Origin of the sequence: Olsenella profusa DSM 13989 (assembly GCF_030811115.1) — a bacterium.
Classification (GTDB): Bacteria; Actinomycetota; Coriobacteriia; order Coriobacteriales; family Atopobiaceae; genus Olsenella_F; species Olsenella_F profusa.
In genome coordinates this window covers 762033-779822 of sequence record NZ_JAUSQK010000001.1, presented here as the reverse complement: position 1 = coordinate 779822, position 17790 = coordinate 762033, and the positions used below count along the sequence as shown (strand labels likewise).

14 protein-coding genes are annotated in these 17790 nt (G+C 64.3%); 1 reads left to right on the top strand and 13 read right to left on the bottom strand.

Annotated features, from left to right (window positions below; genetic code table 11):
• Nucleotides 1–32: 32 nt before the first annotated feature.
• The 11 genes from J2S71_RS03540 to purE all read right to left on the bottom strand — a co-directional run bounded on the left by J2S71_RS03540 (nucleotide 33) and on the right by purE (nucleotide 14396).
• Entirely contained in the window at nucleotides 33–1382 is a 1350-nt protein-coding gene (locus J2S71_RS03540) for a hemolysin family protein (RefSeq protein WP_021727409.1), read from the bottom strand.
• Between the two features lie 150 nt (nucleotides 1383–1532).
• Nucleotides 1533–1877 carry a hydrogenase maturation nickel metallochaperone HypA gene (locus tag J2S71_RS03535; RefSeq protein ID WP_021727446.1) on the bottom strand — a complete coding sequence of 115 codons (345 nt, stop codon included), beginning with the start codon at nucleotides 1875–1877 and terminating at the stop codon, nucleotides 1533–1535.
• On the bottom strand, nucleotides 1878–4784 hold the full coding sequence (locus J2S71_RS03530; protein WP_307388792.1) for an FAD-dependent oxidoreductase: 2907 nt from the start codon (nucleotides 4782–4784) through the stop codon (nucleotides 1878–1880). It abuts the gene before it with no gap.
• A gap of 3 nt (nucleotides 4785–4787) precedes the next feature.
• On the bottom strand, nucleotides 4788–5459 hold the full coding sequence (gene hypB / locus J2S71_RS03525; RefSeq protein ID WP_307388790.1) for a hydrogenase nickel incorporation protein HypB: 672 nt from the start codon (nucleotides 5457–5459) through the stop codon (nucleotides 4788–4790).
• 288 nt (nucleotides 5460–5747) lie between these two features.
• The gene (locus J2S71_RS03520; RefSeq protein ID WP_307388788.1) at nucleotides 5748–7823 is read right to left on the bottom strand and encodes an elongation factor G; all 2076 of its coding nucleotides are present in this window, start codon (nucleotides 7821–7823) and stop codon (nucleotides 5748–5750) included.
• Nucleotides 7824–8078: 255 nt separating this feature from the next.
• Nucleotides 8079–9551, bottom strand: a complete 1473-nt coding sequence (locus tag J2S71_RS03515; protein ID WP_307388786.1) for a radical SAM/SPASM domain-containing protein — start codon at nucleotides 9549–9551, stop codon at nucleotides 8079–8081.
• Between the two features lie 277 nt (nucleotides 9552–9828).
• A complete protein-coding gene (locus J2S71_RS03510; protein ID WP_307388784.1) occupies nucleotides 9829–10782 on the bottom strand; it encodes a lactate/malate family dehydrogenase in 954 nt (317 codons plus the stop codon).
• Between the two features lie 422 nt (nucleotides 10783–11204).
• A complete protein-coding gene (gene purN / locus J2S71_RS03505) occupies nucleotides 11205–11867 on the bottom strand; it encodes a phosphoribosylglycinamide formyltransferase (RefSeq protein ID WP_021727388.1) in 663 nt (220 codons plus the stop codon).
• On the bottom strand, nucleotides 11864–12934 hold the full coding sequence (gene purM, locus J2S71_RS03500; protein WP_307392414.1) for a phosphoribosylformylglycinamidine cyclo-ligase: 1071 nt from the start codon (nucleotides 12932–12934) through the stop codon (nucleotides 11864–11866). Before purM ends, purN begins: the two co-directional genes overlap by 4 nt.
• 45 nt (nucleotides 12935–12979) lie before the next feature.
• A complete protein-coding gene (locus J2S71_RS03495; protein ID WP_307388782.1) occupies nucleotides 12980–13933 on the bottom strand; it encodes a class B sortase in 954 nt (317 codons plus the stop codon).
• 1 nt (nucleotide 13934) lies between these two features.
• The gene (gene purE / locus J2S71_RS03490) at nucleotides 13935–14396 is read right to left on the bottom strand and encodes a 5-(carboxyamino)imidazole ribonucleotide mutase (RefSeq protein WP_307388780.1); all 462 of its coding nucleotides are present in this window, start codon (nucleotides 14394–14396) and stop codon (nucleotides 13935–13937) included.
• Between the two features lie 437 nt (nucleotides 14397–14833).
• Between purE and J2S71_RS03485 the strand changes: the two genes are divergently transcribed.
• Entirely contained in the window at nucleotides 14834–15706 is an 873-nt protein-coding gene (locus tag J2S71_RS03485; protein WP_307388778.1) for a bifunctional hydroxymethylpyrimidine kinase/phosphomethylpyrimidine kinase, read from the top strand.
• Nucleotides 15707–15971: 265 nt separating this feature from the next.
• Here the strand turns inward: J2S71_RS03485 and J2S71_RS03480 are convergent, their stop codons facing one another.
• Both J2S71_RS03480 and J2S71_RS03475 read right to left on the bottom strand, forming a co-directional pair.
• Nucleotides 15972–16949, bottom strand: a complete 978-nt coding sequence (locus J2S71_RS03480; RefSeq protein ID WP_021727450.1) for a hypothetical protein — start codon at nucleotides 16947–16949, stop codon at nucleotides 15972–15974.
• A 76-nt stretch (nucleotides 16950–17025) separates the two neighbouring features.
• A complete protein-coding gene (locus tag J2S71_RS03475) occupies nucleotides 17026–17790 on the bottom strand; it encodes an NUDIX domain-containing protein (protein WP_307388774.1) in 765 nt (254 codons plus the stop codon).

Sequence of the window (17790 nt, the reverse complement as noted above, 5' to 3'; positions counted from 1 at the left end):
CCAGTGCCACGCCGCAGGCGTAGCCTGGTGCGCTAACCGTCGCCCTGCTCCTCGGGGGAGGCGCCGTCATCCCGCTCGGCGTCCCCCGCCTCGAGGGACTGCTCGGGAGCCGTCACGCGCAGCAGCGACACGCGTCTGCCGCGCATGGACTGCACGTGGAATACATAGCCGTCCACATTGAACTCCTCGCCGGGCCTGGGCAGGCCGTCGGCGACGTCCAACACGAAGCCCGCAATGGTCTCGTACTCCTCGGAGTCCTGGATGGGCCACCCCAACTCGATGGCATCGTCTATGGAGAAGCGTCCGTCCACGAGCCACTCGCGATCCGAGAGGCGTGTCAGGTACTTGTTGTCGGGATCGAACTCATCCTCGATCTCACCCACGACCTCCTCAACGATGTCCTCAATCGTGATGACACCGGCCGTACCACCGTATTCGTCCACCACGATGACCATCTGGTCGTGCGCGCCACGCATCTCGGAGAGCAGAGGGATGATGTCCTTGGTGTCGGGCACGAAGTCGGGTTTGCGCACGTACGTGCGGATGTCCTCGCCTGCCGCATGATCGTCAAGGACGGGGCCAATGAGGTCCTTGATGTGGGCGATGCCCACGATGCGGTCGAGATCCTCATGGTAGATGGGGATGCGCGAGTAGCCCGTGCGACGCATGACGTCGAGCACGTCGCCCAGCGTGGAGTCGTCCTCCATGAAGGTCACGTCCACGCGCGGCACCATGACCTCGCGAGCGTTGGTGTCACCGAGGTCGATGACCTCGTGAATCATGGACTTCTCCTCGTCGGAGAGTTCGTCGGAGTCCGTCACCATGTAGCGGATCTCGTCCTCGGAGACGTCCTGGCGATCGTCCGTGCTCTTCACGTGCAGCAGGCAGGCAAGACCGTCTGCGCTGGCGGCCGTAAGCGCCACCAGCGGGCGAACCAGATGCGAAAAGCCACTGATGGCCTCCACCACACGCTTGGCCATGCCCTCGGCATCGGCCATGGCCATGCGCTTGGGCACGAGCTCTCCCACCACGATGGAGAAGTACGAGACGACGAGCGTGATGATGACCGTGGCCAGACCCGTGGCGATGCTCTCGTCGACACCCAACGACGCAAACCAAGCCCCGAACGGCGCAGAGAGGCTGGTCGCCGCAAAGGCGGAGCTAAAGAAGCCCAAAAGCGTGATGCCCACCTGAATGGCGGCGAGGAAGCGGTCGGGATTCTCGACGACGGCTGAGGCAGCTGCGGCACGACGGTCACCCTCCTCGGCGTCGTGATCGAGCAGCACCTTGCGTGCCGTGGAGAGGGCCATCTCGGACATCGAGAAGTAGCCGTTTGCGATGGTGAGCAGTACGGTGACCGTAATGGAGAGGGCTATGTCCATGCGCGTGTGCGCAACCTCCTGAACTGGCAGACAGAAGTCTTGGCTTTCGATTTTAGCAAAGTATGCCCACGGACGTCTTTCGGGGACGCGGGCAGCGAGGCTCGCCCATGCCTGTTGGCGATTGCATCGCACATGCACGCGGAGCAGTCGCTACACTGCCTGGATGTCCTTCACCATCACGTCGCGGCCGGTCACGAGGTAGGTGTTGTGGCCTCCGCAGACAGGACAGGCCTTCCCGTACTCCGTCGTTCGGTAGGTCTTCTTGCAGTCTCGGCAGTACGAAATGCCTGCCACGATGATCATGTTGAGCTCGCACTCGCGCATGTGCTCCGTGCGGAGCTTCGCCCACTCGAAGCAGTCGCGAAAGTAGCTGGGTACGATGGTGCTGACCTCGCCCACCTCGAGGTCAACGCGCACCACCTTGCTCACGCCGTTCTTGCGGGCGGCCTCTTCGACCATATCGATCACGTGCACGACAATGCCTAGCTCGTGCATCTACGCGTTCTCCCTGCGCGTCTCGTCGCTTGCGTTGCCTGTGTAGGGGTGCGTGCGCTCGAGCTCCCTGTGGGTGCGATCGTACTCGCGGCGCTTCTCGCGCATGATCTTGGCCTCCTCGGAGCCAGAGTTGGCAACGATCCTTATGGCACGCTTGATTGCATAGGAAGCAAGCCCAGCCACCTTGTCCTCTGCCGCACGCATGTCGGACATCTCGGGATGGTCACGGTAGATGTGGATGGCGTCAAACTTGCAGCGTGTCGTACAGATGCCGCAGCCGATGCACTTGTTGGGGTCGACAACCGAGAGGCCGCAGCTCAGGCAACGCCTGGTCTCTGTAGCCACCTGCTCGGCCGTGAGCGTGCGGTGCGTGTCGCGGAAGCGATCGGCACCCTCGAGGTCCATGCCCTCCTCCTGGCGCCCGGCGTTGTCGTAGGAGTCGATGAGAAGGTCATCCTTGTCAAACTCAAGGTAGTCGTGACGGTCACGACCGATGGTCATGCTCGCGCCGGCCTGTACGCGACGGTGAAGCGACTCGGCCGCATAGTGACCGGCGGCAATGGCGTCAATCACAAACTTGGGGCCCGTGAGGACGTCGCCACCCACAAGGATGTCGGGGTCGGCCGTCTGGAAGGTGAGGGCGTCTGCCTGCGGATAGTTGCCGTGGTGGAAGGTGACGGAGCGCCCGTCGAGAAGACCGCCCCACTCGATGGCCTGGCCGATGGCGAAGACCACCTGGTCGCAGGCCACGGCCATGGTCTCGTCCTCGTCATAGAGCGGCGAAAAGCGCTTAGTCTTGGGGTCGATGACCTGCGTGCAGCGCTTGAAGATGACGCCCGTGACGCGTCCGTCCTCATCGGTCAGGACCTCCTTGGGCCCCCAGCCGTTCTGGACGCAGACGCCGTCCTCGAGGGTCTCGACGATCTCGGCGTTGGTTGCGGGCATCTCGTCTCGCTGCTCGAGCGAGACCATCGTGACGATGCCGGCGCCGCGGCGCTTGGCGTTCATGGCACAGTCCACGGCCACGTTACCGCCACCGACGACCACGACGTCGCCTGCCAGCGCAGGGTTGCCCTTGGACATGGAGTCCTCAAGGTAGTGCACGGCCACGTCGGTGCCCTCTGCGGTGTCACCGGGGACGCCGGGACGCCTGCCGCCCTGGCAGCCAACGGCCACGAAGAAGGCCTCGAAGCCCTGCTCGCGCAGCTGGCCGAGCGTAATGTCGCGGCCCACCTCGACACCGCAGCGGATCTCGACGCCCAGGCTCTTGATGATCTCGACCTCGGCGAGAAGCACGTCCTTCTCGAGCTTATAGGAGGGAATCCCGTACATCATCATGCCGCCGGGCTGCTCGCGTTTCTCGAACACGACGGGAGAGTAGCCGAGAAGTGCAAGGTAGTAAGCGCAGGAGAGGCCTGCGGGACCGGCACCGATGATGGCGATCCTCTGGTCGAAGCGGCCGTGGAGGGAAGGCACCGCGCGGCCCGGAACGGCGTGCCCCGCCTGCGCGAGGTCGTAGTCGGCCACGAACTTCTTGACCGCATCGATGGAGACGGGCTCGTCGATGGTGCCGCGCGTGCAGGCGTCCTCGCAGCGCTTGTTGCAGATGCGGCCGCACACGGCGGGGAATGGGTTCATCGTGCGGATAAGCTCGACGGCCTCCTGGTACTTGCCCTCCTTGGCCTTCTGGAGATAGGCCTGCACGGGAACGTGCGCCGGGCAGGCTGCCTTGCAGGGAGCGGAGCCTGTGGGCCAGGTGTTGTGCATGCGGGCGGTGTCGCGGTAGTTCTCGTCCCAGGCGTACTTGCCCCAGCGGATGGCGTCGGGAAGGATGGCGCGCGGATACTTGGGCTGCTCGCCGTTGGCACGGCAGAGCCTCTGGCCAAGCTTCACGGCGCCTGCGGGGCAGGACTCCACGCACAGGCCACAGGCAACGCAGTTCTCAGGTGTCACCCTGGCGGTGTAGGAGCTGCGCGAGAGGTTGGGCGTGTTGAAGAGCATGCTCGTGCGCAAGGCGTTGCAGATCTTCACGTCGCAGTTGCAGATGTCGAAGATCTTGTTCTCCCCGTCGATGTTGGTGATCTGGTGGACAAAGCCGTTGTCCTCGGCGCGCTTGAGGATCTCGAGCGCCTCATCGGTCGTGATGTAGTGGGCGCGGCCCGTCTCGACGGTGTAGTCGGCCATGTCGCCCACCTGAATGCACCAGTCGTCAGGGTCATCGGCGCAGCCCTCGCCCAGCTTGGTGCGCGAGTAGCGGCAGGAGCAAATGCCAGCCGCGATGTGCCCCTCGTACTTCTTGAGCCAATGGGAGATGCGCTCAACCTTGATGGCCTCGTTCTGGAAGTTGACGGCCTCCTCGACGGGGATGACGTGCATGCCGATGCCGTCGCCGCCGGGCGGGACCATCTGGGTGACGCCCGCAAGCGGAATGAAGGTCATGCGCTCGAAGAAGCTTGCCACTGCGGGATTCTTGTCGACGCGGTCCTTGCTCGAGTTGAAGAGCTCGGCCGAGCCCGGCACGAAGAACGGCAGGCGCCAGCGCTTGGTGCGCGGTGCGTCTGCGACGGGGCCGTCATCGTTGTAATGGTCACCGTAGTCGTACTCGATGATGCCAACGACGCTCATCTGGTCGAGAAGCTCCTGCAGGTGCGCGGGCTCGATCTGGGGAGCGAGGGCCATCATGCCGTCAAAGTCGTAGAACTGGCGGAGCTTCATGCGGTTGGCGAGGTCGACCATCTCATCCGTGAGGACCTCCTTGAGGCCCCAGTACTCTGGGTCATCGGTCTTCACGCCACCGATCTTGTGCTTGACGACGTCAGTGATCTTGCGGCCGAGCTTGGCCACGGCTGCATTGCGCCCTGCCTCGCTCTGGTAGGTGGAGCGGGGCTGCTCAAACTGTTCCGGCATCCTCTACGCCCTCCAGAGGTCGACTTCGTGACGAACCCAATCGGCGAGCTGGTCCATGCCCTCACCCGTCTTGGCTGAAATCCTGATGAGCTGGCAGTTGGGGTTGCGCTGGCGGAGATAGGCCTCGAACGCATCGAGGCCGAAGTCGAAGTAGGGCAGCACGTCGATCTTGTTGAGGAGGACGATGTCGGCCCTCTCGAACATGAGGGGGTACTTGAGCGGCTTGTCGTCTCCCTCGGGAACGGAGAGGATCACGGCGTTCTTGGAGGCCCCGGTGTCGAACTCGGCGGGGCATACAAGGTTGCCGACGTTTTCAAGAAAGACAAGGTCAAGGCCTGTAGCGTCAAGTGAATCGATGCCCGTGCGCGTCATGCCGGCGTCGAGGTGGCACATGCCGCCCGTGTGAAGCTGGATGGCGCGGGCGCCCGTCTGCGAGATGATGCGGTCGGTGTCCACGGCACCGTCGATGTCGGCCTCCATGACACCTATACGATAGTCGTCCTTGAGAAGGTTGATGAGGCGCGCAAGCGTGGCGGTCTTGCCGGATCCGGGCGAGCTCATCACGTTGAGGAGGAACTGCCCGCGAGACCTGAGGTCCTCACGCACGCGGTCCGCCTCGGCGTCATTGTCGGCGAAGACGCTCTCCTTGAGCTCGATTACCCTGACTTCTTCCATGCGCTTCCCCTCCCGTGCGCTCCTGGCACGCAGGGCAACCCCCCACGACCCCGTACCGTGGGGCACCGGACGCATCCCCTTTGGACGCACCTGCGCCCACCCCGTGCCGTCTCCCTCACAGCTGAACATACCCTAACAGGCGTGCGTGGAAAGACGGATGCCGCTGGGGAGGGTTTCGCCTGTACGGCGGCGCGGCGCCTCCAGCCGGCCAGAGATAGTGCCCTCACAACAGGGGTCTCTTGCCGTGAGGGCAGGAGCACTCGAGGCGCAACAGGCAGTCCGGTCGGTCTACCTGCCCCCTGCCCGCTTTTGCTCGTACTCGGCCGCCAGCCTCTCCTGCACATCGTGCGGCACCTGCTCGTAGCCGGAGAGCTCGAGCGTGAACTCACCGGTACCGCGCGAGAGCGATCGAAGGCGCGTGGCGTAGTCCGTGACCTCGGCGTAGGGGATCGTCGCCTCTATGGTGGTCGATCCCGCCAGGGCACCCTTGTCGGACGCGGCGTTCATGCCCTCGATGCGGCCGCGCGATGCGGAGACGTCGCCCATCACGGAGCCGGCATAGCTGTCGGGCACGGTGATGGAGAGGTGTGCCATGGGCTCCAGCAGCACGGGCTCCGCCTGTGCCACGGCCTTCTGGAAGCCGATGCGCGCCGCCGTCTTGAAGGCCATCTCGTTGGAGTCCACCGGGTGGTACGAGCCGTCATACACGGCGACCTTGACATCGATCATGGGATAGCCCGCAAGCACGCCGTCGGCCATGGTCTCCTGCACGCCCTTGTCGATGGCCGGGATGAAGTTGCGCGGGACATGGCCGCCCACGACCTCGTCCACGAACTCATAGCCGGCCCCGGGGTTGGGCTCCACACGCAGCCAGCAGTCGCCATACTGGCCGGCACCACCGGTCTGCTTCTTGTGGCGGCCCTGCGCGCTGGCCACGCGACGGATGGTCTCACGATAGGGAATCCGCAGCCTGACGGTGTGCGCGGAGGTCCCCGTCCGCTCCTCCAGGCGATCGAGCAGGACGCTCACCTGCGCCTCGCCGATGGCGGAGACAACCGTCTGACCGGTGTCCTCGTCACGGGCCACGGAGAGCGTGGGATCGGCCTCGGCGCTCCTCTCCAGGAAGGCATAGACCTTGCCCTCGCTGCCGCGTTCGTCCGGCTCGATGGCCACGCGGTAGAGCGAGTTGGGGAAGCGGAAGGCCGCTGCCTCCACCTTTCCCGTCACCGAGAGCGTATCACCCGTGAGCGCCTCGAGCTTGGGCACCACGCAGACGTCGCCCGCGGCCACCTGCTTGAGGTCGACGGTCTCGCGTCCCGTCATCCGATAGAGGTGGCCGAGACGCTCCGTCTTGCGCGTGCGGGCGCAGGTGAGCTCCGTTCCAGGGGTGATGGTACCTGCCAGCACCTTGATGAAGGAGAGCTTGCCGTTCTGCTGATCCTGCAGGCTCTTGAACACGAAGGCCACGGGACGATCGTCATCCGGGGAGATCTCCAGCTCCTCGCCGTTCACGAGCGGCACGCGGCCATAGTCGGCCATCGTGGGGAACCACTCCGCCACATCCTCGAGCAGCGAGATGACGCCCTCCTCACGCACGCAGGAACCGGCGAACACGGGCACGAACACGCGCTGCATGAGGGCCTGGGCAAGCAGGCCCTCGAGTTCCTCAGGCGTGATGGGCTGGCCATCCAGGTACTTCATCATGAGGTCGTCATCGGCCTCCACAACAAGCTCGACGAGCTGGTCATGGGCCTGACGTGCGGCATCCGCATACTCGGCGGGCACGTCCGTCGTCTCCACCTTCCCGTCCCTGAGCGTGCGGGCCTTCTGGTGCACCACGTCGACGATGCCGGAGAACGCCTCGCCCGACCCCATGGGGATGGTGACGGCGGCAAGGCGATTGCCATAGCGCTCCTGAGCCGCAAGCAGGGCGGTGTCCCAATCCGCGTCGGGTCGGTCGAGGCGGTTGATGAAGAGGGCACGCGCCAGCGAGAAATCCTCGGCCGCATACCACAGGCGCGTGGTGATGGCACCGGGACCAGCGGCGGCATCGATGACGAACAGGGCGGTCTCGGCTGCGGCGAGGGCACCGTAGGCATCGCCCACGAAGTCGGGATAGCACGGGGCATCCAGCACGTTGATGCGGCAGCCCCCGTATTCGACGGGCGCGATGGTGGTGGAGATGGAGAAGCCGCGAGCGCCCTCCTCGGCATCGTAGTCAAGCGTGGGCTTGGTGCCGGCGTGACCGCCCAGACGGGACGTCTTGCCCGTGAGGTGCAGCATGGCCTCGGCCAGCATGGTCTTGCCCACGCCACCTTGGCCCACGAGTGCGAGGTTCTTTACCTTTCCAGTGCCTGTAGCCATGATCCCTCCTCGGATCGCACTGCAGGGTGACGGCGCCAAAAGAAGCGATGGGGCGTCACCGTGCACCTGTAACGCTTGCGGGCGACGCGGCTGCGCACGCCAAGACTAAGCGTAGCCGTGGTGGTGGCCGTTGGCGCGGGGGCATCGGGGAGCGCCGACACACGAACCGTGGGCGTGGCATGCGGCGCGGTCACGAGAGGGGCCTTGCCCCTGTGGCCAAGGCCCCTCTGCGTGCGCGTGGACATGGGTGACAGGCTAGTCGAGCACCGCCTCTTCCTCGGCGTCGTCCTGGGCGATGATCTTTGCCTTGCGATCGGTACCCATCATGGACATCTCGTCCTCGTAGACCTTCTTGCCCGTGGGGTGCTCGTCAAGCCATAGCTCCTTGGCCCTGGGAGCCCACTCCCTGGCATAGGGAAGGGTGCGCCTGCAGAGGTCCTCGGCAGCCTCGGGCGCAACGTACTCGCTGGTCTTGGCGCCTGACTCCTTGACGATGCGCGGCAGGATGGCAGGGTTCTCCAGCATGGGGCAGGGCTGCAGCATGTTGTCGTTCCAGGGGTAGTTCTCGCGGTATGCCTGGAAGATGGGCTGGCGCAGGCAGTCGAGCCAGCTGTCCTCCGTCTTGATGTTGGCGCTGGAGTAGTGGATGAACACGCAGGGCTCCACATCGCCACGGGCGTTCACATGACAGTACACACGGCCACCGGCGATGCAGCCTCCGACGAACTCGCCGTCGTTCTGGAAGTCCATGGCAAAGATGGGCTTGCCGCCCTCGATGGCGCGGACCTCGCGGATACGGTGCAGCATGTACTCGCGCTGCTCGACGGTGGGCATGAGGTCGGCGTTGGCGCCCTCGCCCACGGGCATGTAGTGGAAGTACCAGGCCCAGCGGGCACCCTTCTCGATGATGAGATCGAAGAACTCGTCGGAGCTGACGGCCTCGGTGTTGTCGCGCGTGTATGCCGTGGAGGTGCCAAAGAGCAGGCCGTTCTCCCTCATGAGGTCAAAGGCCCTCATGACCTCACCGAAGGACCCGTCGCCACGACGGCCGTCGTTGACGGAGGGCTCATATGACTCCAGCGAGACGGAGAAGATGATGTTGCCCAGCCGCTTGACCTCGTCGCAGAAGGCCTGGTCGATGAGGGAGGCGTTCGTGAAGATGTTGAACAGACAGTCGTTGTGCCTCTCAGCCAGCTTGAGGATATCGGCCTTGCGGACGAGCGGCTCGCCGCCGGTGAGCATGAACATGTGGGTGCCGAGCGCCTTGGCCTCGCTCACGAGCTTGTCCATCTCGTCATACGTGAGGTTGAGACGGTTGCCGTAGTCGGCCGCCCAGCAGCCGACACAGTGCTTGTTGCAGGCACTCGTGGGATCGAACAGGATGATCCACGGCACGTTGCACTGGTACTTCTCGGCATTCTCGGTACAGGCACGCAGACCACGGAAGGCGCCCTCATAGCCGCCGTTGAGCACGGTCTGCTTGAGGACGTTGTGATCTGCCGTGTCGATGATGTCAAAGAGGTACCTCTCCCACTTTGACCCAGGATACAGCCCCTTGCGGATGCCACGCGTGGCACCGGGCGAGGTGTCCTTGAGGAGCTTGCCGGCCATATCGATGAGATGCTCGACGTTCTGCTCGCGACTCTTGCCAGAAGCACTCTTGATGATCTGATCGATGGCAAAACCAAATGCCTTTCGCTCCGCTGCATGCGCTATCTTCGATTGCATGAGCTTTGCCTCCCTTGCCTTGAGCCAACCCCTCGTGTCGCGACATCTGGACTTCCTGCGACGTTCAAAGTTTTGACTCACGTTTAAAACGCGCTTTAGTGTACCCCATTTGCTGCATGGACAACCCGACGCTTCGGGCCTTTTCGGAACAGCCGTCCGCCATGATGGTTCGAGGCACCTCCCCTGATGCCTGGCAGTCGCCTGAGGGTGCCCCAGGGCCCGCTGGCGCAGGCCCTGCGAAGCCTCGACAACCTCAAGCGCAGCCCATAGACGAATGCTACCAGCATCTGACCCTCTCGACGTTCTCCTGGATGTGTCTGCAGCTGACGTGGAACTTCTCCTGCTCGTCGTGGGAGAGCTCCATCTTGAGCGTCCGTTCGACGCCATCGGCACCCACGACCGCGGGGATGGAGGTGAAGTGCCCGCGCTCACCATAATAGCCCTCGTCTGGCAGCAGCGTCCCGCAGGGCGTAATGAGCCTGGAGTCCTGCACGACCGCCTTGACCAGCTCGACGGCTGCGTTGGCGATGGAGTACTCCGTGCATCCCTTGCCATCATACGTGACATAGCCACCCTGGCGCACGGCCTCCTCGATGGCATCCTTGTCGAGGGTGAAGCGCTCGGGGTCGACCCGCTCGAGCTCCAAGAGGGGCATGGCGCCAAACGACACGTGCGACCATGCGGCAAACTGGCTGGATCCATGCTCGCCAATCATCCAGCTGGTGATGGAGGTGGGGTTATAGCCGGTCTCGGCCCAGAGCGCATGGCGGAAGCGCGCGGAGTCGAGCGCGGTGCCGGAGCCCACGATCTGGTTGGGCTGGAGTCCCGAGAGCTTCCAGACGAGCGTCGCAATGACATCACAGGGATTCGCAATGGTCACGATGACGCCCTCGTACCCCCTAAAGTGTGGCGCCCACACCTTGGTCTCACCCGAGGTGCAGACGAGCTCTCCGTCGCGGTTGCCGGCAGCCTGGGCGACGTGGCCGGCAGCGTTGACCACCACGTCACAGTCGAGCAGGGCCTCATAGTCCTGATGACAGTTGTAGACGCGCGCCTGGCGCGGGTAGAAGGGCATGGCATCCTGCAGATCATTGACCTCGCAGGACACCTTACCCTCTTGGGAGTCGACACAGTACAGCTCCGCCGCAAGCCCCTGGTAGAGAATCGCGTTTGCCACGTGCGCCCCCACGTGACCCATGCCAATGACGCCTATCTTGGTTATGTCGCCCATACATGTCTCCCATCAAAGCGCAGGGCGCGGCCTCGATCTCCCTCGCGTCGCGACACGTGGAGCGGTGGCTCGCGCAAATTGGTATCTGCGTCATTCTAGTCCCCGTCAATCGCCCCAGGCGACGGTGCCGGACGGCACCACACAAAACGACGGCGGACGCCCTGCGGCGGTGCCCCAGGCAGCCGTCTGGGCGCGTTGGAATGGTTCCCAGGTCGCTGGAGCCTCGTCCATATATCACACCCCATCAAGAGGATGCACATCCCCTATGCGCCAGGACCCAAGGGAGGGATTCGCTCGGGATTCTGTGAGGGGGGAACGCACCGCATCGTCGCCTGTCAGGAGTGCCTCATGGAGGACGGCCGCGCCCACACGCTGCCCAACGTCGACGCCCGTGTCTCCGCGCACCTTCGCATGGTGGCCTATCACAGAGTCGCCGTGACAGACGCCGCGCCGTCGCCCGCTGCTCCCTCTGCGAGCGGCGGGTCAACGTGCACCCTGCCACCGTCGACACGCACGCGACCCTCGGCGAGCAGTTGGATGACGTCCGGGTAGAGCTCATGCTCGATGGCATGGATGTGCTCCTCCAGCTCGTCAACGGTCCAGCCCTCCTCCACCGCCAGCGCGCGCTGCGCGATGATGGGGCCACAGTCGTAGCGCCCGTCGGCCACGTGCACGGTCACGCCCGTCACCTTGACCCCATAGTCATAGGCGTCCTGGATGGCGTGCGCCCCCTTGAAGCTAGGAAGGAGCGCCGGGTGCAGGTTGATGACCCTGTTGGGAAACGCGGCCAGGATGGGTTCGTGAACCATGCGCATGTAGCCGGCCATGATGACGTAGTCGACGCCCGCACGCCTGAGCGAGCTGGCGATGACCTCGTCCGCCCGCTCGGGATCGGCATAGATCTCCTTGGAGAGGGTCAGCGTCTGGATGCCTGCGGCCTCGGCACGCTTGAGGCCATAGGCGCTGGGACGCGACGAGACGACCAGCTCGATGGTGGCGTCCAGCGTACCGGCCGCCATGCGGTCGATGATGGCCTGTAGGTTGGTGCCGGAACCGCTGATGAGAACACCCAAGCAAATGCTCATCGGTAGACCACCTTTCCGGAGCCCTCCACGCACGTCCCCATCACGAAGGGTTCCAGCCCTTCGGCGGCAAGCGCCGCGTGCACGGCATCCACATCACCGGGGGCGACGATGAGGCTCATACCCACCCCCATGTTGAAGGTCCTGTAGGCCTCGTCGAGGGTAAGGCCCGCCGCCCGCACGCAGTACGTGATGATGGGTGGCACCTGCCAGGCGGGCCCTGCGGCACCACCGCGGTCGACGGCAGCGTCCACCGTCGTCGGCAGGGCACGATTGAGGTTCTCGGTGATGCCGCCGCCCGTGATGTGGGCCATGGCATGGATGGGCGCATCCGCCTTGAGGGTGCGCGTGAGCGCACCGGCATAGATAGTGGTGGGGCGCAGCACGGCATCGGCGATGGACTCCCCCAGCCCGCTGTCATAGGCTTCGAGCTGCCCTGTGGTCCTGCCCTCGATGACCACCCTGCGCACGAGGGAGTAGCCGTTGGAGTGGATGCCGCTCGAGGGCAGGCCCAGGATGACGTCACCCACGTGGACCCGCTCGGGACCAAGCATCCTGGGGCGGTCGACGATGCCCACCACGAAGCCGGCGAGGTCATAGTCGTCCGTGGCCATCACGCCAGGATGCTCGGCCATCTCGCCGCCCACGAGCGCGCAGCCCGCGAGGCGACAGCCCTCGACAATGCCACCGACGATCGTGGCGACATGCTCGGCCTTGAGCCTGCCGAGGGCAAGGTAGTCCAGGAAGAAGAGCGGCTCGGCACCGACGGGCACCACGTCGTCCACGCACATGGCCACGAGGTCCTGGCCCACCGTCTCGTGGCGGTCGAGCAGCTGGGCAATGGCAAGCTTGGTGCCCACGCCGTCGGTACCCGAGACGAGGATCGGGTCCTCCATGTCCTTGAATCCCCTCATGGAGAAGCACGAGCCAAAGCCCCCCAGACCACCGATGACCTCGGGGCGGCTCGTGGCGCGCACGGCGTCCCTGATGGCGTCGACGGCACGCGCACCCTCCTCGACGTCCACACCCGCATCCGCGTACGTGACATGCCGCCGCTCGCGCTCGCTCATCGCCTCTCCCGTCTGGGGCTTGGCCCCGGTTCGTCCGACGTCCACCTAGCCACCCGAGGCCGCACGGGCGGCCGCGGCCTCCGCCTTGGGCACGCACACCAGCACCGTACGGCCGTTGGTGCCATCCGGCAGGTAGTAGTCACGATAGTAGTTGCAGGTTACCAGTGAGAGAACGTGGTCGGTGCCCGCAATGACCTGGCTGGCATCCACGCTCATGGTGACGGCATCGCCCAGGAGCCCCTGCAGATACGAGTGGAAGGCGTCCGGGGAGTCGAAGCCGAACCGCCGCACGTCCTGGTTGTCCGCCCGCGTGTAGTACAGGAGGAGCGGCTCGAGCTCGCAGGCCCCCTGCTCGGTGACGTACCAGATGGTGCTGATGCCATCGAAGGTGGCTTGGTCGTCCATGGCGGCTATCTGCTCGAACATGGTGCCGTCGAGCATGTGGTGCCCGTAGATGATGCTCTGCTGGTCAACCATGCCGGGAGCGGTGTTCTGGTAGTCCATGAAGACCTGGCCTGACACCAGCCAATCACCCGTGGCAGAGTGACGCAGGTAGTACTCGTTGTCCGTGGACTGGTACACGGGATAGTCGATGGTGGTGCCCGGCACGTAGAGCCAGCCGACCACGTCGGGGTTGATGGCCTTGAGACCCTCCCAGTCTATCTGCGGGGCCTGGCTCGCATCATCGTAGACGGTGGCATAGGCGGCGAGCCTCTCGTTCTGCACGTTGGCCTCATGGTAGCGCAGCTGTGCGAAGCCCCACAGGCCACCGGCAACCAGGAGCAGCACCACGCCCACCACGATGAGGACGTTGGAGACGGTGCGGCGTCCGCCGCGATGCCTCGCACGACCATGACGGCCACCACCCACGCGCACGGGCCTCACGCCAACGGCACGAGGCGCCGCCCCCCTGGCTGCACGTGCCGATTCAGACGGGGAGGCGTGCGGGGCTCCCCCCGCGGGGCTGCGTCTCAGGTGCCTGCCGGTCCCGCCCGCCATGCTATGCCTCCGCCATCCGCCTCTTGAAGGAGGCGATGACCTCGGCACAGCGGGCATCGGAGGTCGCCAGGATCTGCGTGGCATAGATGGCCGCGTTCCTGGCCCCGCCTATGGCCACGCAGGCAACGGGCACGCCCGAGGGCATCTGCACCATGGAGAGCAGGGAGTCCATGCCACCCAGGTCGGAGGTCTTCATGGGGACGCCCACGATGGGTAGGGGCGTGTAGGCGGCAACGACGCCACCCAGGTGGGCCGCCTTGCCGGCGGCGGCGATGATGACCTTGAGGCCGCGGTCCGCCGCACCCGCCGCCCATTCGCGCACCTTGTCGGGCGTACGATGGGCCGAGGCGATGACCAGCTCAAAGGGCACGCCAAACTCCTCGAGCTGCTTGGTGCAGGCCTCCATGGCGGGGAGATCCGACTTCGACCCCATGATGATTCCTACCACTGCGCCTTCGACCATGGATCCTCCCAGCAAAGTGTGGTGCATACGCATATTCCGCATCAGATTCTAGAACCACAGTCCGTCTTGAGCCAACCCCAAGAATTAGTCCATCATCTGCCATCTGTACGCGTGCTGTCTTTGCCGTTACGAGCATTCTATTCTTCTTTCCCATAAAAGGAATGGCGACCAGTTATGTCTCTCACAATCTGATCCGACATACTCCCTCACGCCTGCTTTAGTTCCTCATGGTCATGCACATCACCAATCACCTCCCTATCTATAACGTTGATTTAGCATAGATCATGGGGAGATAAGGCTAACTATATATAATGCACAATTTATTTACTACTCAACTTTCATCTTATGATTTTTCCCTGCTGCACAGCCTTGCGGCAGGCCATTCGCCTATGCTTCCCCACAGCATTGGTCCATAAGTCCATGTGAGAGGAAACACCATGACAACTGCCAAGGAACTCACGCTCTACCAACGCTCAGGGGCCTACATTCCCCGCGTCGCCGCCGTGCACGACCTGTGCGGCTACGGCAATTGCTCGCTGGGGGTGGCCATCCCCGTGCTCTCCGCGGCGGGCTGCGACGTCTGCCCGATCCCCACCTCGCTCTTCTCGGCGCATACCGGCTTCCCCGTGTTCCACATGCACGATACGACCAGCATGCTCGACGACTACCTCGATGCCTGGGATCAGGAGGGCGTCGAGCTCGATGCCATCTACTCAGGATTCCTGGGTTCGGCCGAGCAGGTGGGCGTCATCGAGCGGCTCTACCGCGAGCACCCCACGGCACTGCGCATGGTCGACCCGGTGATGGGGGACAACGGCAGGAAGTACCCCACCTACAGCGACGAGATGTGCGAGGCCACTGGCAGGCTCGTCGAGGGGGCGGACGTCCTCACGCCCAACCTCACGGAGGCGTCCATCCTCACGCGCATCCCCTACGAGGGGCAGGACGTGAGCGACGCCTACGTGACGCGCATGATGGATGCCCTCCTGGACAGGGGCGCCAAGGTCGTGGTCATAAAGGGCGTCGCGCGTAACGATGGGCTCATCCGCAACTTTGTGGCTGGCCAGGACGTCGACCTGGACGAGACCTCGGGTGAGCGGCTTCCCTTCCTGCTGCACGGCACGGGCGACCTCTTTGCCTCGGGGCTGCTTGCGGCCATCATGTGTGGAAGGAGCCTGAGGGACGCCGTGGGGTTTGCGGGGGCGCTGGTTCACGACGCCATGGTCGTCTCGCGTGAGCAGCCTCACTATCAGCAGCGCGGCGTGAGCTTCGAGAGCGTGCTGGGCGAGGTGACCGACCTGTTGCGATAGGCCGCCTCCCAGCCATCGACGTTTGGGCAGCTCTTTTGCTGTCACCTTGACCATCGCTTTGGTCGTGCGAGGTTCTTTTCTGGTCGTGCGAGGTTTTTTCATCATTTCGTCCCGCGTGCAGACAAGAGTCAGCATGCGGGACGATTTTTCTCCGGAAACCTCGCACGACCGTTGTAGCCTACCGACCAGCGTGACCTACCTACCAACGCGACATACCAGCTGTCGTGGCCCGCCGCTTGGCACGCGACGTGCGGGCACACCCTCGCTACCTGCCACCAGGCTGGCTGGCATCAAGCGAGGTGTCCTGGTTCTGGCTCGTGGTGGACGTCTTGGCAGAGGCATCCGTGCCCGAGGAGCCATCGGACGAGCCGTCCGCGCGTGGGTCAGCGCCATCGTCCTCGTCGACCTTGGTGGTTGTGGTGTCATTGCCATCATTGCCCAGAATGGAGCTGAGGATGCCTTGGGGCGTATTGTCCGAGGTGATCGCCTTCTGCAGCTGAGCCGCCGTGGCATCGTCAAGCCCCGTGATGATGCAGTTGAAGCGTACGCCACCGCCAACCGTGGTCGTCTTGGTCCACACGAAGGTCATGAGGGTCTTCATGCTGCCGGAGGGTCGCACGAGCCCCAGGAGGTGCGCGTCCTGTATCTTGCCGTTCTCGTCCTCATAGACGTTCACGTGGTACACCACGGTATTGATGTTGGGGTTGAGCAAGGCGTTCACCGAGAACGCAGCGGCCTGGATCTGTGCCCCGGAGAAGGCCTCGAGGGCGTTCTTGGACGAGGTGTCCGTGACGGTGACCTCGATGCGGTGCGTGTTCTCGTCCGCCTCCTGCACGGAGTAGTCCGTGGGGAACTGCGTGAAGCCGTTGCCCCACTCGACGCCATTCTGGAGTGCAGTGGCAACGTTGGTGATGTTGACGTCCTCGGCAAGGTTGGCCGTGCTCGCATGACGCACCACCGTGGTCACCACCTGGAGCGCAACGACGGCGACGAAGAGCACGATGACGAAGGTGATGGCCGTACGCGTGATGACCTTCTCGACATTGGAGCCCGAGGGGTCGGCATCCGAGAGCGGGTCGATATCGACGCCCTGACCACGCTGGCCGCGGCGGCGACGCTGGCTCCGAGCCGTCTCTTCGTTTGTGTGGCCCGTCTCATCGACCGTGCCAAAGAGACGCTCGGCCTCCTCAGCGCTCAGGGCATTGCGCTGGATGCGTGCGATCTCTCCCCGTTTCTTTGCCATCAGGCCTCTTCCCTGTACGCATGTCGCACGTGTCAGCAGAGACACGACCCCTGCCCAGTATACGCATGCCCCTCGCCTACTGAGAATCTCCTCCGTTCGGTGCCGCGTCATCAACGCTCAGACGGTGTGCGATGGCGTCGCAGACAAGTGCGCCGAGAACCGTCTTTGCGTCCTCGATGCGCCCATCGAGGACGGCATCGACCAGTTCGGTGAGATCGACGAGGTCCACGTTGATGAACTCGTCCGTATCGGGATCGGACCCCACGAACGAGAGGCCCGTTGCCATATAGATGTGTATGGTCTCATCGGCAAAGCCCGCAGAGGTGGCGATGGTGGTGAGAAACGCCATGTGCTGCGCGGCCATACCCGTCTCCTCGGTGAGCTCGCGCCGGGCACAGTCGAGCGGATCCTCGCCGGGGTCGAGCTTTCCGGCGGGAATCTCCACCGTCACGCGACCCAGCGCCGTACGGTACTGGCGCACGAGGCAAATCCGTCCGTCATCCGTGAGCGCCACCACCGCAACGGCTCCGGGATGGCGCACGACATCGCGGAGGGCGGTGCGCCCATCGGGCAGGCGCACCTGTAGGCGGTCGACGTTGAAGATGCGTCCCTCCCAGGACACGTCCTCCGAGAGGACCTCCTCGGCAAGCATGTGGTCGCGCGGATCGTCATCGCCCTGCACCAGATGGCGACGCTGGGGAAGCCCGGAGCCATGTCCCTGCCCGCTGCGATCGCCATCAAAGGCAAAGGCAGACGCATGCTCCCTGAGACCGTCGGTGGCGCGCTCTCGGCGCGCCCGTTGATCCCCCTCGTCGTCACGTGCGGTTATGACGTCTGACAT

Excerpts from the sequence above, each read along its gene's own strand:
- J2S71_RS03480 (WP_021727450.1), bottom strand. The coding sequence starts at position 16,949 with ATGGCAAAGAAACGGGGAGAGATCGCACGCATCCAGCGCAATGCCCTG.
- J2S71_RS03515 (WP_307388786.1), bottom strand. The coding sequence starts at position 9,551 with ATGCAATCGAAGATAGCGCATGCAGCGGAGCGAAAGGCATTTGGTTTT.
- J2S71_RS03540 (WP_021727409.1), bottom strand. The coding sequence starts at position 1,382 with ATGGACATAGCCCTCTCCATTACGGTCACCGTACTGCTCACCATCGCA.
- J2S71_RS03475 (WP_307388774.1), bottom strand. The coding sequence starts at position 17,790 with ATGTCAGACGTCATAACCGCACGTGACGACGAGGGGGATCAACGGGCG.
- purE (WP_307388780.1), bottom strand. The coding sequence starts at position 14,396 with ATGGTCGAAGGCGCAGTGGTAGGAATCATCATGGGGTCGAAGTCGGAT.
- hypB (WP_307388790.1), bottom strand. The coding sequence starts at position 5,459 with ATGGAAGAAGTCAGGGTAATCGAGCTCAAGGAGAGCGTCTTCGCCGAC.
- J2S71_RS03535 (WP_021727446.1), bottom strand. The coding sequence starts at position 1,877 with ATGCACGAGCTAGGCATTGTCGTGCACGTGATCGATATGGTCGAAGAG.
- J2S71_RS03495 (WP_307388782.1), bottom strand. The coding sequence starts at position 13,933 with ATGGCGGGCGGGACCGGCAGGCACCTGAGACGCAGCCCCGCGGGGGGA.
- purM (WP_307392414.1), bottom strand. The coding sequence starts at position 12,934 with ATGAGCGAGCGCGAGCGGCGGCATGTCACGTACGCGGATGCGGGTGTG.
- J2S71_RS03510 (WP_307388784.1), bottom strand. The coding sequence starts at position 10,782 with ATGGGCGACATAACCAAGATAGGCGTCATTGGCATGGGTCACGTGGGG.
- purN (WP_021727388.1), bottom strand. The coding sequence starts at position 11,867 with ATGAGCATTTGCTTGGGTGTTCTCATCAGCGGTTCCGGCACCAACCTA.
- J2S71_RS03485 (WP_307388778.1), top strand. The coding sequence starts at position 14,834 with ATGACAACTGCCAAGGAACTCACGCTCTACCAACGCTCAGGGGCCTAC.
- J2S71_RS03520 (WP_307388788.1), bottom strand. The coding sequence starts at position 7,823 with ATGGCTACAGGCACTGGAAAGGTAAAGAACCTCGCACTCGTGGGCCAA.
- J2S71_RS03530 (WP_307388792.1), bottom strand. The coding sequence starts at position 4,784 with ATGCCGGAACAGTTTGAGCAGCCCCGCTCCACCTACCAGAGCGAGGCA.